The sequence below is a fragment of the Bartonella sp. MM97QHHN genome, assembly GCF_042194285.1.
In the GTDB taxonomy this organism is placed as follows: domain Bacteria; phylum Pseudomonadota; class Alphaproteobacteria; order Rhizobiales; family Rhizobiaceae; genus Bartonella.
In genome coordinates this window covers 1-14,687 of record NZ_JBHIMS010000052.1, presented here as the reverse complement: position 1 = coordinate 14,687, position 14,687 = coordinate 1, and the positions used below count along the sequence as shown (strand labels likewise).

Sequence of the window (14,687 nt, the reverse complement as noted above, 5' to 3'; positions counted from 1 at the left end):
AAGACATAATGCAGCCTATAAAATCCAAACTCTAACAACCAAACCAACTTTTAACACATGCGTGATTCACGCCACGGGTGAGTTGCGCGCAATGGAGGAAAACAATAATGACAAGTTCTTCTTTAATAACCATGGCAAGCAAATATGGATTTTCTCATGATGAATTTCGTAAAACAATTATCAAAACTTGTATCAATCATAACTTCTCTAATGAAGAATTCGCTGCTTTTATCTCGGTTGCAAATACTTATGGATTAAACCCATTAACAAAAGAAATCTATGCGTTCCCTAAAAAAGGCGGCGGTATTATCCCTGTTGTCTCTATTGATGGATGGATTAAGATCATTAAATCTAATCCTAAATTTGATGGCATGACTTTTCAAGATCAACTCGATAAAGATGGGAGTTTAATTGCCATTAAATGTGCTATTCATCTTAAAGGCATTAAAAACCCTATCGAAGTCACTGAATATTTAAATGAATGCGTGCAAGAAAAAAGTGAACCTTGGAAAAAATATCCAGCACGTATGTTACGTCATAAAGCAACTATACAATGTGCACGCTATGCTTTCGGTTTTTCCGGCATTTATGAAGAAGATGAAGCGGCTCGTATTAATAATAATACCACACAAGTACAACTTGTTTCTCATGACATTCTTATACAAATTCAAGAATTAATTGAAGAAACTGGAACCAATGAAGCAAGGATACTTGATTATGCAAAAGTCGAGAGCCTTGAAGATATTCCTGATGAAAAAGCAAAAATAATTTTTGATATATTGCAAGAGAGGCAAAAAGCTAAAACAGAGCAATCTCATTCATCACAAAAGAAAATAGACGCTCCTATACAAGAAGCAGAATACATTCATATCCAAGATATTGAATATGTACCAACTCAACAACAAACGGCGGTGTGAAATGGAACAAAGAACAGCAGAGTGGTTTCAAGCCCGCTTGGGAAAAGTCACCGCTTCAAACGTTTACAACCTACTGAGTAAAACAGCAAAGGGAATGCCTACAAGCAAATATGAAGACTACAAAATCAAACTTATAACAGAACGTTTAACTGGTGAAGTAAGCCAATCTTATCCAACTCCGGCTATGCAATGGGGCATTGAACATGAAGAAGATGCCTTGAAAGAATATGCATTTATTTATGATACAGAGATCATAGAGTGTGGTTTCATACAACACCCCACAATCAAAATGGCTGGTGCTAGTCCTGATGGGTTTGTTGGTGATGACGGTTTAGTTGAAGTCAAATGTCCACAATCACCAAACCACTTACGCTTCTTTATAGATGACACTATAAAGCCTGAATATAGCGCGCAAATGCAATTCCAAATGGCTTGTACGGGACGAAAATGGTGTGATTTTATCAGTTATGACCCACGTTTTACGAGGTAATCAACATACTTACGCATGAAAATCAAACGCATTCACCGTGATGAAGAACAAATTGAAGAGATTAATCAAGCGGTCGAAGCCTTTTTAGCAGAGATAGAACAAGAAATGCAAAAGATTTTGACAAAAGCTGCTTGACTCTATGGGGGTGCTTTCTCCTCCCAGCACCCCCACCCATTTAGGTAATAAGTAATATAAAAATAGAAAGGTAATGAGATGATATTTGATGATGGCGATAGATATGTAACAACCCGTGAATGTGCACAGCTTTTTAGTGTATCAACCACAACGATTCGCAATTGGGTGCTTCAAGGGGAGTTTCCGCAACCCTATAAGCTAGGAAGAGCAGTGAGATGGAGAAAAAAAGAGATTCTAGCTTTTACTCCAAAGAAAAATACGGAGCAAATAACAACAAATTAAGTAAAATTGTATAAACCACAAGAGGTGGACTAAAAGGTGGTCTAAAAAATAGAAAATCAAATAAAAAAATTATATATTTCAATAGGTTAAAGAGAAAAAATGGTGCCGCATGCCGGATTCGAACCAGCGACCCCATCATTACGAATGATGTGCTCTACCAACTGAGCTAATGCGGCATAGGTTTGTAAGTCAATGAAACAAAACTAATTTGAGGGTAATAGCTAAAAGTACGTATAAAAGCAAGAATGCATTTTTTCAATAATTTATACATATGATAATAATTTGAAGGAGAAGTATGTAAAAGTCAGAGGAAAGTATTCTTTGACCTTAATGCTATAAAATGCTTTCCAATTTACGATAGCACTTAAATTAAGAAGCTGGGAATGTAGATCTTTAGGATGAAAAATGGTGTCAAGATAACTTAGTAAAGATAAAAACATTTTCTGATTCTTAAGAAAGAAATTTGTTGTATAAGTGATTGGGAAAATAAAGATCATCATAAACCTTTTATAATGTGCAAATAAGATGAGTAGAATTATTTGAAAAGTTACTTCTCATTTTTATGGGAAGAAAAAGGGAGGAGGATTAATAAAATTAATCACGTTTTTTTATTTAAGAGGGAGTAAAAATCATGTCGGATGAAGATCGGCTGATAGAACTAGAAATGAAGCTAGTTTACCAAGAAAAATTCATTGAGGAACTTTCTCGAGTGGTAATTGATCAATGGAAAAGTTTGGATGAGATATCTAAAAAAGTTGATGTTTTAGCGAAACGATTTTCAGATTTAAAAGAACAGAGTGTGACTGAAGCTTTTATTTTACCATTTTCTCAATAGAGAGAAGATGCTTAAAATTTTTCTGCTAATAGTCTCTTGGATTTTTTTAGATGTAATAGGGTGGATGTCACAATGGGAGTAAGATGCGAAATATTCTTTATTACAATTGCAATTATTTACAGATTGGTTTTTGTTTAACGCATTTTGTTAGACTTGTAGAATAATTTTTATAAGCTTCTTCATTAATTTCAAGAAGTTCCAATTTTATAAGGAGTGCTGATATTAGAAGACGTTTTTTTATATGTGATTTCTAGTACTAAAATTAAGAAAAGTTTTTGTAGAGTATAAAGGAACATCCATAAAAATATATGAACTTCAATATGTTAAGTTTTTTCTGTACAGAGTTTTCTATAGATGGGAGTTAGGTTTATTCGCTAGTTTTTATTAAATTGATACAAATGAAGTAATGTTATCATTATCTATAGAAATCATAAGTGAGCCCGTATAATTTATAACTGAGCGCATATATTTATAATAAAGCGTTTTAATCCATTCTGATGATCAAATGATTTTCAGTTGTTTTAATAGGGTGAGGTGCTCTAAGCGATACCTGTTGTGTATAGTACAGAGAGCTCTAGAAGTTTTTTTCAAGATCAAATGTACTCTTCGTTATATGTATATGATATTTTGTGAAAAGGCTTTTGTTTTTCGTAATTTAAGATACAAAATACTATTGCTAAAGCACCAAAGATAGACCATGCGGGTAAATAAGTGAGAGTAATGCAAATTGAGGACAGAAAATCAGGCATTACCTTGCATAGAGATTGATTAAGGTGATAGATATCTGTTTGCAGAAGGCTTGTTAAAATTTTATTAAAGGGGGTTGTTGTCCAATGTGATGTGATTACAGAGTGTGTGTTATCAATGACCAATGCTATAATGGTTAGTGTAACGAAAATGAAGGACATTAATTTAAATAAAGGGTGGAGCATATTTTTTCTTAAAACTTCAACGGGACATACGTATAATGCACAAAAAAATAAGGAGTTGCATTATGATAAGAAAATAAGTTTACGTTTGTTTTGTGTTTTTTGAAAGAGGTGCCTAATTTTTCAATAAAAGTTGAGGTTAGGTTCAACAAAAGTAGTGAGGCATGATGTCTGAAAAAAAGCACGAGGAATTGAAGCGTAGCCTTCAAAATCGCCATATTCAAATGATTGCTTTGGGTGGCGTTATTGGGACAGGACTTTTTTATGGATCAACCGAGGCAATTCAATTAGCTGGCCCTTCAGTTATTTTATCTTATCTTGTCGGCGGGCTTATTATGTATTTCATTATGCGAATGCTTGGTGAAATGTCAGTAGAAGAACCGTCTTCAGGAGCATTTAGTTTTTTTGCTTATAAATATTGGGGGAGATTAGCTGGTTTCATAACAGGTTGGAATTATTGGTTTCTTTATATTCTTGTGAGCATGGCTGAACTTACAGTGATAGGGTTTTACCTTGATCATTGGATTTTGATTGATCATTGGAAGACATCTTTCATTGTTCTTTTATTTGTTACATTTGTTAATTTGTTTAATGTTCGTTTTTATGGAGAATTTGAATTTGCTTGCGCTTTGATCAAAGTGGCTGCTGTTATTGGTATGATTATTTTTGGAATTTTTCTCATTGTCACTGGACTAGGGGAAAATCAAGCGAATATTCATTATCTTTGGGACCATGGCGGTTTTTTTCCTTATGGAGCAGTAGGGGTTGTTTTAGCAACTTCTGTAGTAATGTTTTCTTTTGGAGGAACAGAGCTTATTGGTATTGCTGCTGGAGAGGCATCTAATCCACAAAAAACAATTCCAGCGGCTATTCGTCAAGTTATGTGGAGGATTATAATTTTTTATATTGGTTCTATCAGCATTATTATGATAATCAGCCCTTGGAATATGATTGGAAAAAATGGTAGTCCTTTTGTCACAATTTTCGAGACTATAGGAATTCCTGCTGCTGGTCATATTTTGAATTTTGTGGTGATTATGGCTGCTATTTCTGTTTACAATAGTGGCATTTATTCTAATGGCCGTATGCTTTATAGTTTAGCTGTACAAAAAAATGCACCACATATTTTTAGTAAACTGAGTGCTGCTCGTGTTCCTTATATTGCTATCCTTTTTTCATCATTCTGTACGGTGTTGATTGTCGTTGTTAATGCTCTTGTTCCTGATAATAGTTTCATGCGGATCATGGCTCTTGCAACTGCAGCAGCAGTGATTACTTGGGCTATTATTGTTATTGTTCATTTGAAATTTCGCAATGCCCATAAGAACAGAAAAGGCAACTTTACTTATGCGTTTGGTTTATATCCTTACGCTAACTATCTTTGTCTCTGCTTTCTTGCTTTATTATTTTGCATTATGTTTATCAGTGGTTTTGGGCAAAATGGATTGATGACTCGACTTTTTGATATGATAGGAATAAGCGTGCCTTTTCTTGAAACATATATTCCTGTACAGATGCCTGATATGAGTTTGGCAGTCATTATTATTCCTCTATGGTGCTTATTATTACTTTTAGGTTATAAACTGAAACGATAGAGAAAGAAGAGCTAATAAAAGGGATTGATTGGAATAAATCTTGGGGACTATAAAATTTGATGAGGTAACACAAGTTTTTGGTGATTTGTGTGTTTTAAGAAATATTACTGTACAGCTTACCGAAAAACGAATTGCTGTTATAGGTGCGAATGGTTCTGGAAAAAGTACATTTGTTCGTCTTATTAATGGACTCCAATTACCATCTCACGGTTTTGTAAGCGTTGATGGGCTTGATACCAAGCGCGATGCAAAAGCAGTAAAGCGTAAAGTTGGATTTGTATTTCAGAATCCCGATAATCAGATTGTTTTACCATTAGTTGAAGAGGATTTATCCTTTGGTCTCAAAAATTTAAAGCTTAATAAAGATGAAATTAAGGAGCGTGTAGATGAAATTTTACAACGCTATGAACTTCAGGATTTCAGAAATCACGCTGTCCATTTATTAAGTGGTGGGCAAAAACAACTCGTTGCTATTTCCGGTGTAGTTGCAATGAAACCAGACTACATTATTTTTGATGAGCCGACAACATTACTTGATTTGCGAAATAAGCATCGCGTTACGCAAGTGATAGAAGAATTACCACAAACGGCAATAGTTGTATCGCATGATTTGGAGTTTTTGAAAAAGTTTGATAGAGTGCTGGTTTTTGATAAGGGGGAGATAGCAATTGATGATGTACCTTTTGTTGCTATCAAGGAGTATATAAGAAGAATGTCATGATCGGTTTATATATTCCAAGGGATACGTTTATTCATAGGTTAAGTCCTGGAGTTAAGTTATTATTTCTTACGGCGTGTGGAACTTTTATAATAATGGTTTCTTCCATAGCGCTTCTTGGGTTATTTTTGTTGTTGGTCATCTTATTCTATAGAGTCGCCAAGGTCCCTTTCAAAACTGCGATAAAGCAATTTAAATCGATGGGATTGCTTTTAGTTCTTCTATTTGTATTTCAAACTATTTTTAGCGGTTGGTTTACGGGGGTTGAGGTCATATTACGTCTTGTTATCCTCTTTTCTTTATCATCACTTATTTCATTCACAACAAAAGTTTCAGATATGGTGGATGCAATTGAAGCAGGCCTCCAGCCCTTTCGTTGTTTTGGTATAAATCCATCAAAAGTGAGTATGGTTATCTCTATGGCGATCAGGTTTATTCCTCTTTTGAGTGAAAAGTTTAATGAGGTACATGAAGCACAGCAAGCACGGGGACTTAACACTAACATTGTCGCTCTTGCGATACCTTTAATTATACGAACCATAAGAATGGCTTCAGAAGTGGCTGAAGCATTGGAAGCGCGTTCTTATGATGCTGATACCATTGATACAGCATCTCATAATAATCAAAGTTTTTTATAGTGAAAGAAGAATCAAATGAATACAAAAGATTTAGTTTATATTGCCTTATTTGCCGCTGTTTATGCTATTTTGGGACTTTTCCCTTCTATTTATCTTCCTTTTCTTCTAGGGATACCTATTACAGCTCAATCGATGGGACCGATGCTAGCAGGGTCTATTCTTGGGGCAAAAAGGGGTGCTTTAGCGTCACTCCTTTTTCTTGTTCTTGTTGCGATTGGATTACCTCTGTTGCCTGGTGGTCGCGGTGGGATCAGTGTCTTTTCAGGGATTGCAAGTGGTTATTTAATAGGTTTTCCATTTGCCGCATTTTTTATTGGTTTAATGGTAGAATTGTTTTGGCAGCGGTTAAATTTTATAATATTATTTGTGATAAATACTGTCGGTGGCATTGGGATAGTTTATTCTTTTGGTGTTCCATGGACAGCTTATATGACCAAAGTTTCTTTACTGAATGTTTTAATGGCTTCATCAGTTTTTTTGATAGGCGATTGTTTAAAAGCGTTGATTGCATCCTTTATTGCACTCGCGATTAAAAGATCTTTTCCTCTCATTCATTCAAAGCATAATAACTAAAATAAATGCATTATTTTGTTATGCTGTTGTTATATAATATTCGTATATCACTATTATTGAATTTAACTATAGTAATTTATGATGTATTTAAACATTATAGAATCTAATATGATTCATATAAGTGATATTATTAAAATAAATTATTATAGTATTTTTCTCTATATCTAAGGCATTTAAAGTGTACTTTTATAAATCTGATACTTTTTATTAATTGTACAACAATAACGAAAGCTTTTCCCTAGTGAAGGAATAATTCAGTGAATACAAAAGATTTAGTTTATATTGCTTTATTCGCCGCTATTTACGCTGTTTTGAGTCTTTTTCCTCCTATTTATCTTCCTTTTTTGCTGGGTGTCCCTATCACAGCTCAGTCTATGGCTCCGATGTTAGCAGGCTCTATACTTGGAGCGAAAAGGGGAGCTTTAGCATCACTTCTTTTCCTTGCTCTTATTGCGATTGGGTTACCTCTATTGCCTAGTGGTCGTGGTGGAATTAGTGTTTTTTCAGGAGTTACGAGTGGTTATCTGATTAGTTTTCCATTTGCTGCATTTTTTATTGGCTTTATGGTAGAATTATTTTGGCAGCGGTTAAATTTTATAATATTATTTGTGATAAATACTGTGGGTGGCATTGGGATAGTCTATTCTTTTGGAATACCATGGGTAGCGTATATGACACAGGTTCCTTTGCTGACAGTTTTAATAAGTTCATTAGGTTTTTTGGTTAGTGGTTTCTTGAAAGTGCTGATTGCATCCTTTGTAGCGTTGACCATTAAAAAAACCGTTCCTCTCATTCATTCGGAAAAAGGGGCAGTTCTGTACTGAAGAACAAGTTTTCCAAATGTATGTAGATTAAAAAGCATCACGGAATACCATTTTGTTTTGTCTACTTTTTTATTGGTATTTTTCTGCATAGCTTTCAGAGGTAGCCATACGAAAATTGAATGTTTCGGCACCAAAATTCATTTTTGCTTTCAGGAGCAGCCCCTAAATAGCCAATTAATATTATTTTATTTAACAGGCTTGTAAGTTTTATTCGATTTGCATATTATATGCATAAAGCCTTAGAATAATTTATTATTTTTTAATATTTTTAGTTAATTAATCACTAATTTTTAAAGTATTAAATTATATTAATTGTACAAAAACATGGATAATTAAGTGTTCATCTAAAACTCTTGATGTATATAATACCCTTATAAATGTATTAATATAAGGTATAAAAATAAGAGTTGAATGGGATAAAGCTAAAACAAAAAGTAATCTTAGAAAGTACCGTGTAAAGTTTTGAAATAGCTGCATATGTTTTTTCTGATCTATTCTCCATGGCTAAACAAGACCGTATTGAAAATGGAGAGTATGGTTAGCAAGCTTTAGTGCTTGTGGAGGTTTTTTATTACTATTCGTAGCGCATATTGTCCATGACGATAAAGATGGCATAGAGGTAATCCGTATTATTTCAGCACGGCGAGCCAATTTGAAAGAAAGGAAACGTTATAAAGAAGAAAGTTCGTTATGAAATTGAGGTAGGTAACTTATCACCTTTGACAGATGAACAGAGAGTTGAAATTGATAAATTGGCTGTAATGTCGGATAGTGCAATCTCTCATAGAGATATTCCGTCACTCAATGATGTGTTCTGGAAAAACGCCGTTTTCAATCCATTCTATAAATCACCCAAAACTGTTACAACAGTGCGTGTGGATTCAGACGTGCTAGCGTGACTTTAAAAGTCAAGGGAAAGGATATTAAATGCGGATTAACGCCATTTTACGTGATGCCATGCTTCGTTCAATGCGTTGACCTCTTTCCTGCGACAAAGAGTATCAAACTGCTTTCGATAGTTTTTTTATCTCCTTGTTGATTTCATCTATGAACGTTGAGAAGAGACAACGCCATTTAATCTAAACAGTTTTATAAAATCGGAAGTTTTACTATGGCTTTTTAACTGAGCACTGTAGTGTGTAAATAGATATATTTATTAAACTGCGTGTACGTAACATAAGAAACAATACACAAACTAAAAAGGAATACCAAAGAGCAATATCTGAGTACCAAAGTACAGTATCCCAATGGAAAAGAAAGCTTGTACTCCACATACCTAGAAATGACAGGTAAAGAAACCGTTTCTTTATAACTATTTGGGAAAATTAAAACGACAAGCGCTAAACTTATTAGCTTTAAAAGTCTGTGCAAATACTGTTGTAAATCACGTGTTAGTTTCACCCAACCTGTTGTATCATCATCTTTATATTTTGGGGTGCTCTGCAATTCAGAAGGAATATTAGAATTGCATAAAATTTCAAAAAACGTTGTGACTATTACCAAAGAAACAGACGCGAATGTCAAAATACTCTGAATAAAGTCAAGATTTTTTTAATTCCTAAAAAACATAAAAATATAAAAGTTATAATGCCAAACAAGGTTCTTAGCTGCTTATTTGTAAATATATTTATTTCCTGTGGAAAAATTATGATCTCAATTTCTTAAATTATTTTCTGATATAAAAATACAATCTATCTTTTATTTTAATAGCAATGTCTTCTATTGCATCCAGTTGCTTTTAATATTTTAGTTAACCTCGTTTATGATTTATCTATAGTTGATGATAGCTTTAAACACAGAGCTCCATAATCCCAAACTCTCGCTTGCATTTTGATACCCAAATCCACCTTTCAAAAAAGCCCATAGCACTGGCAACCCTTTCATAAAGATTAAAGAAAAGCTCTGTTATTTCAAAAATACATGAAAGTGACTCATAACTGCCGCAACATTTTTTGTGCTGATGCTGGCTATTCATGTTTTAAAAAAACAAATATTTTGAAATTCGTGTATCCTAAAATCCTTAATTTGTATTAATGGATTTATTTACTTTATAAATTTGATACTATAGAGCCATTTTGGCTTCTAGAAATATATTGTACATTAAAAAAACTTTTTAATCACTCTTTAAATGCATATCCAATCCAAAAATGATCAGCACTTTTCACTATTTTGCTATTTTTTAGAAATCTATTTTAAACTCTCCTATTATTAGTTTATGAAGAGTTTTGGTTCGTGAAAGAAGATCTTTTTCAATCTCTTCACAATACTTAGAAAAATCTGTTGCTTTTGGAATGATTTTTTTAGACATGCTTTCTACGTTGCTCTGCAAAATGCGTTTTAAGGACTCTTTCAAAATCAATAAGGAAATACCTTTGAGTTCAGTTTGATAAGCTTGAGAAGAGGTGTCATCGTCCATATCTTTTCGCTTGTGGAAGCTACCACAAGAGAACAAGCGAAAAAAGTATTAGAGATATCATCATTTGAAGCTTTTACAGCAATAAACCTGTGAAGCCATAGGCAAGTCTCAAGTGCATTTTCTTCATTCGGTTTTTGTTTTTAATTTTCCATACGACACACTGCTATTTCAGGTTATTTCTTTGGGTTGATTAAGATTTGTAAGGAAAGTTGATTGACAAGCAGTTAAGGCTGAATTTAAAGACTGGGATTATAAAGCCCAAGGATTGACAGAAGCCGGCGCAGCTCTCGTGGCCTTGGCTGTTCACGGCGGTTACGGGCGGAGCAGCCTCGGGCGCTGCCAGCGCCATTACCGGTGCTTTGGGGCTTGGCTCGAGCACCGCCATGAATGCGGCGATACAGGCAGGTGTCCAAGCGCTGATTAACAAAAGCGCTGTGGCTCTTGTCAATAATCGCGGCAACATTGCCGGCGCCTTGCATGAGCTTGGTTCTTCCAAGAATATTCTCAGCATTGTCTCGTCGATGTTGACAGCGGGCTTAACAGCCAACTAACGGAAATGGCAGGTGTTGGACAATCTTTGCCAAAAACCGCTCCTTTTGTCGATCGTATCGCCAGTGAAGCGGAAAAGAACCTGATCAAAGCCGCCATTGGCACAGGCGTGCAAACGGCTCTTGAGGGTGGTTCTCTTGACAAGAACTTTTTTAACAATCTGCGCATCGCCCTGTCTGATACGGTTGGCAAATCGTTGGCGGAAGAAATCGGTACCGCCAAGGCAGAAGGCAAAATAGATACGGTCACGCAGATCGTTGCCCATGCAGGACTTGGCTGCTTAAAAGGCGCGGTTGCGAGTGGTGCTTGCACGGCCGGTGCTGTGGGGGGGGGCTGTGGGTGAAGCCACAGCTATGCTCCAGTTTAAACTGTCGACCAAAAATTTTATACAAAAAGAAATAGCAGCATTGGATGGTCGTGTTCCAACGGCAGAAGAACAAGCGCGTATCAATGCAAAGATTGAAGCACAGTTTTCTGATTTTAATGATCATGCCATTGATATCGCGCGCATAGCGGGAGGCTTTGCTGCTGCCCTTGCTGGTGGTGATGTCAATACTGGCGCTGATGCCGCAGGTAATGCTGCCGAAAATAATTTTCTTCCTGCGGTAGCAGCTGCTGTAGCGTTCATTGTGTCGCTTACGCCACAAGAGTTGGCAGCTCTGTCTCTTTTTATGGCTGGTGGAGCAACTATTGTTCAATCTCCTAACAATAGAACCGCTATAGCTGATTTCCTTACCTATTGGTTTGCATCGAAAAATTCTGCAGAAGATAGCGAAAAAACAAATCAAAACTCACAAGAAGAAAAAAATAAAGATTCTCAGAAGGAAAGTAAAAATAAGAAAAAAAACGGAAACAATAAAGAACCACAAAACAATAATGACGATGACAATGATGGAAAAGGTAAAAAGCTTAATAAAGCTAGGGAACATCATGATAAAAAACGCGATGAGAAAAAACAAAAATTAAAGGAGGAAGGATTTTCACCCAGCGAAAAAGAATTAACGATTGAAATTGAAATTACGACAGATAAAGGCACAATTAAGGTAAGAACACGTCCCGATAACACATTTATTAAGGATGGAAAACCAGCGTTTGATGAGACGAAAACAGGTAAAGCCAAATTAAGTAAAGGGCAGAAAGGTTTAAGAGAAATATGTAAAACAACAGGAAGCATAAAATTTTGTGGTTCTGAAGCTGAAAAGTATCTTAAGCAAAATAAAGAAAAATTTGATCAATATCAAAAAGATCTTAAAGGTACTATAGATAATTTTAAAGGCAGTGTAAAAGAATTGGAGAAAGAATTAGATAAATTTAACAAGAATTGGGCTAAAAATCAGCTAGATAAGAAGTGGAATGAGGGGACACTGCACCATGGAGTTGATCGACATCCAAGCTATTTAAAAGGGAAGTGAAGCATAATGAAAACGAAAGACGTAACAGAGATTTTAAAAAGATTGGGCTGGGAGATTTATCGCGATGAAGTTGGAGATACATTTGCTTATTATCATTTCTCCGATCGTATAATACGCATTCTCTATGATGTTGTAGATTATGGAGAGGATGGTGGAAGGTTGCGGCTATCAGTTGCTCTTACCACCGCCGCTTATTGTCTTGCTGAGGAATATGATAATGGCGAACAGTCGCGCTATGAATATGGTGATACGTTGATTTATGCAGAAGAAAATTTCGGAATTGTGGCACAGAATCTTTCAGAAAGTCATATCGAAGCTGTTTTAAACAAAGTAATCTTTTGGGCACAAACGCAGAATATTGAACAAAAATTGCGTGAAGAAGCCGCCAATCATTCTGCTGTTGCACAAGCATTGCTTGGCGATATTGATGCTTTAAGGTCTGATAAGCCGGCACCTCAATTACATGTACCAGAATTTGCAGATTACAAAGCGATGACGCGGTATGAGCGCCTCATTCTTTTTGCGCAAGCTTATAAAAATGGGGAGTTAGACGATATTCTAACGCGTAAAAAGCCCAAACAGCGCTCGATAAGCCTTACTGCAGCAAGCCGTATTCTTAAAACCCAAGGGTGGTTTTCTACGGAACCTGGAAAAATGTGGCTCTCTTTGCCAGATCGCTTTATTCAGTTTGATTTTGGTTTTGTACATCTCCATAACAATTACAATGTCCGTCTTGAAGCTGAGATCTCTAACGAAGAGATTTCTGTAGCTTGCGAATATATTCACTATAGGGGAGAATATAATTGGATACGACCTACGGATATTTATCAGTCTTTTAATACGATTGGGGGAGGGATTTTTAGCGGTTTTGATAAAGGGATTGATATTTGTGTAGAGACGTTGAATGAGGAAGATTTGATAAAAATCTCTGAGCGGATAATACAATGGGCACGCGCCCAAGATTTACAAGCATCAATAGAAAGCAAAACACGTGTTCAAAAGTATAGCTACAATATAGATATAGTTTGGCATTTGGCTTGTTTAGCGTTGACAGGTCGAATTGATATCCTGAAATCTTATAAAAATTTTTTAGAAGCTGGTACGATTTCTGAACATTTGGATGATGATGAAGTAGAAAAATATGTTAACCATGCCGTTGAATTTGCTGAAGAACATCTGAAAATCCTTAATGAGCGAGAAGCAGCAGAAGCACATCTTGGTCCGAAAGCTTTGATTACTTTCAATAAGGTTGCTGAGCAATTAAAAGAAATGGGTTGGACAGTTTATCGTGATAAAAACTATGATCGTAATACCTATTTTATCAGTAAAGACCGTATCATCAATATAATGTACAGTCTTCAAAGTGATGAAGAAGAGCCAATTGTTGCATTTAAGGCTTCCCTTTCAACACTTGGCTTTTCCACTGCTCATAGAGAGATTTTCTATAATATGCCTCAATATATAGCCCTCAAAGAAGCAGAAGAAGTTTATACAGTTTCTAGTACTGAATTGGATGAAGGCAAGCTGAAACAGATCAGTGCGGATATTCTTGAATGGGCTGATCGGCAAAATGTCAATCAAATCATTTATGATTATGCGGCTTTGCCAACAAACAGTGAACTTGATCTTGTAGCGCGTCACCTTATTGCGCTTGTTTTGATTGGGGATGTTGAAAAGCTCAAATCTTATAAGGAGAATTTTAGAAAGGGAAATCCTTTAGGTTTTGTGGAAGAAATCTCAAAATATAGAATTGATAATCTCCTCACTCTTGCGCGGGGTTATCGAGCAGGTTTTCCGAAAAATGCACCGATTTTGAGCTTGGATCCGCAAATAGCATCTGTTGCTTCTAAAACAACTTCTGTTGAAGTGGCAGAGGAAGTGGATGAAGTGGATGACAATGATGATCGTCTCACCATGGAAAGTGCTCATGCACTTTTAAAAAGCTTAGGCTGGTCAACCGAGAAAATCAATGAGAATGACCATATGGCAAGCTATCAATTGGCTGATCGTGAAGTAGACATTCTTTATAACGACGAAATTGCCAAAGATTGTCCGCAATTTGATAGCGCCTTTTTGATTAGCACGGGCATTCTTTCCGCTGCTTGTAAATTCATTGATCCTACCTACACGGAAGATATTCCAGATATACAGCTTAATTTTGAAGCCAAGGGATTGGAAATCTTTGAACCAGAGGTCACTACGGATCGTTTAACACAGGCGCTTGATGATGCGCTAGAATGGGCGGTAACAGACATTGACCTTTCTAAAAGGCTACGCTTTGATTATGGCACTTCTCCTTGGGAAAAAGGCGCCACGTCTAAAGCAAACGATACGGATTATGCTTTACTTCATCTTGGCGCTCTTGCCTTATTGG

9 protein-coding genes, 1 tRNA gene and 4 pseudogenes are annotated in these 14,687 nt (G+C 35.8%); 11 read left to right on the top strand and 3 right to left on the bottom strand.

What is annotated here, in order from left to right; all coding sequences use genetic code 11:
* Nucleotides 1–107 precede the first annotated feature (107 nt).
* The 3 genes and pseudogenes from bet (at nucleotide 108) to ACFIJW_RS02795 (ending at nucleotide 1,824) form a co-directional block, all read left to right on the top strand.
* On the top strand, nucleotides 108–917 hold the full coding sequence (gene bet / locus ACFIJW_RS02805) for a phage recombination protein Bet (RefSeq protein ID WP_375633216.1): 810 nt from the start codon (nucleotides 108–110) through the stop codon (nucleotides 915–917).
* 1 nt (nucleotide 918) lies between these two features.
* Nucleotides 919–1,542, top strand: a pseudogene (locus ACFIJW_RS02800) (lambda exonuclease family protein).
* A 78-nt stretch (nucleotides 1,543–1,620) separates the two neighbouring features.
* The gene (locus ACFIJW_RS02795; protein ID WP_100129129.1) at nucleotides 1,621–1,824 is read left to right on the top strand and encodes an AlpA family transcriptional regulator; all 204 of its coding nucleotides are present in this window, start codon (nucleotides 1,621–1,623) and stop codon (nucleotides 1,822–1,824) included.
* Nucleotides 1,825–1,924: 100 nt separating this feature from the next.
* On the opposite strand, the gene ACFIJW_RS02790 is transcribed toward ACFIJW_RS02795, so the two are convergent.
* Nucleotides 1,925–2,000 (bottom strand) — tRNA-Thr (locus ACFIJW_RS02790).
* A gap of 455 nt (nucleotides 2,001–2,455) precedes the next feature.
* On the opposite strand from ACFIJW_RS02790, the gene ACFIJW_RS02785 reads away from it, so the two are divergent.
* The 6 genes from ACFIJW_RS02785 (at nucleotide 2,456) to ACFIJW_RS02760 (ending at nucleotide 7,936) form a co-directional block, all read left to right on the top strand.
* Entirely contained in the window at nucleotides 2,456–2,659 is a 204-nt protein-coding gene (locus ACFIJW_RS02785) for a SlyX family protein (protein ID WP_375633215.1), read from the top strand.
* Between the two features lie 1,096 nt (nucleotides 2,660–3,755).
* Nucleotides 3,756–5,183, top strand: a complete 1,428-nt coding sequence (locus ACFIJW_RS02780; RefSeq protein WP_375633217.1) for an amino acid permease — start codon at nucleotides 3,756–3,758, stop codon at nucleotides 5,181–5,183.
* A 40-nt stretch (nucleotides 5,184–5,223) separates the two neighbouring features.
* Nucleotides 5,224–5,904: an energy-coupling factor ABC transporter ATP-binding protein gene (locus tag ACFIJW_RS02775; RefSeq protein ID WP_375618715.1), complete on the top strand. Its 681-nt coding sequence runs from the start codon at nucleotides 5,224–5,226 to the stop codon at nucleotides 5,902–5,904.
* Nucleotides 5,901–6,539: an energy-coupling factor transporter transmembrane component T family protein gene (locus ACFIJW_RS02770; protein WP_375633214.1), complete on the top strand. Its 639-nt coding sequence runs from the start codon at nucleotides 5,901–5,903 to the stop codon at nucleotides 6,537–6,539. Before ACFIJW_RS02775 ends, ACFIJW_RS02770 begins: the two co-directional genes overlap by 4 nt.
* A gap of 15 nt (nucleotides 6,540–6,554) precedes the next feature.
* Nucleotides 6,555–7,112 (top strand): biotin transporter BioY, encoded by a 558-nt coding sequence (locus ACFIJW_RS02765; protein ID WP_375633213.1) that lies wholly within the window; start codon nucleotides 6,555–6,557, stop codon nucleotides 7,110–7,112.
* A gap of 257 nt (nucleotides 7,113–7,369) precedes the next feature.
* Entirely contained in the window at nucleotides 7,370–7,936 is a 567-nt protein-coding gene (locus ACFIJW_RS02760; RefSeq protein WP_375633212.1) for a biotin transporter BioY, read from the top strand.
* Here ACFIJW_RS02760 and ACFIJW_RS02755 read toward each other — a convergent pair.
* Both ACFIJW_RS02755 and ACFIJW_RS02750 read right to left on the bottom strand, forming a co-directional pair.
* Nucleotides 7,930–8,132, bottom strand: a pseudogene (locus ACFIJW_RS02755) (single-stranded DNA-binding protein); the annotation flags it as partial. The gene ACFIJW_RS02760 and the pseudogene ACFIJW_RS02755 sit on opposite strands and share 7 nt — an antisense overlap.
* Nucleotides 8,133–9,045: 913 nt before the next feature.
* A pseudogene (locus ACFIJW_RS02750) lies at nucleotides 9,046–9,561 on the bottom strand (hypothetical protein).
* A 1,008-nt stretch (nucleotides 9,562–10,569) separates the two neighbouring features.
* Between ACFIJW_RS02750 and ACFIJW_RS02745 the strand changes: the two are divergent.
* Both ACFIJW_RS02745 and ACFIJW_RS02740 read left to right on the top strand, forming a co-directional pair.
* A pseudogene (locus ACFIJW_RS02745) lies at nucleotides 10,570–12,313 on the top strand (DUF637 domain-containing protein); the annotation flags it as partial.
* 6 nt (nucleotides 12,314–12,319) lie between these two features.
* The coding region (locus ACFIJW_RS02740; RefSeq protein WP_375633211.1) for a DUF6990 domain-containing protein at nucleotides 12,320–14,687 on the top strand (2,368 nt) is incomplete at its 3' end.

What these genes read in the sequence shown, in the direction of transcription:
- ACFIJW_RS02770 (WP_375633214.1), top strand. Translation starts at nt 5,901, where the DNA reads ATGATCGGTTTATATATTCCAAGGGATACGTTTATTCATAGGTTAAGT.
- ACFIJW_RS02785 (WP_375633215.1), top strand. Translation starts at nt 2,456, where the DNA reads ATGTCGGATGAAGATCGGCTGATAGAACTAGAAATGAAGCTAGTTTAC.
- ACFIJW_RS02795 (WP_100129129.1), top strand. Translation starts at nt 1,621, where the DNA reads ATGATATTTGATGATGGCGATAGATATGTAACAACCCGTGAATGTGCA.
- bet (WP_375633216.1), top strand. Translation starts at nt 108, where the DNA reads ATGACAAGTTCTTCTTTAATAACCATGGCAAGCAAATATGGATTTTCT.
- ACFIJW_RS02765 (WP_375633213.1), top strand. Translation starts at nt 6,555, where the DNA reads ATGAATACAAAAGATTTAGTTTATATTGCCTTATTTGCCGCTGTTTAT.
- ACFIJW_RS02780 (WP_375633217.1), top strand. Translation starts at nt 3,756, where the DNA reads ATGTCTGAAAAAAAGCACGAGGAATTGAAGCGTAGCCTTCAAAATCGC.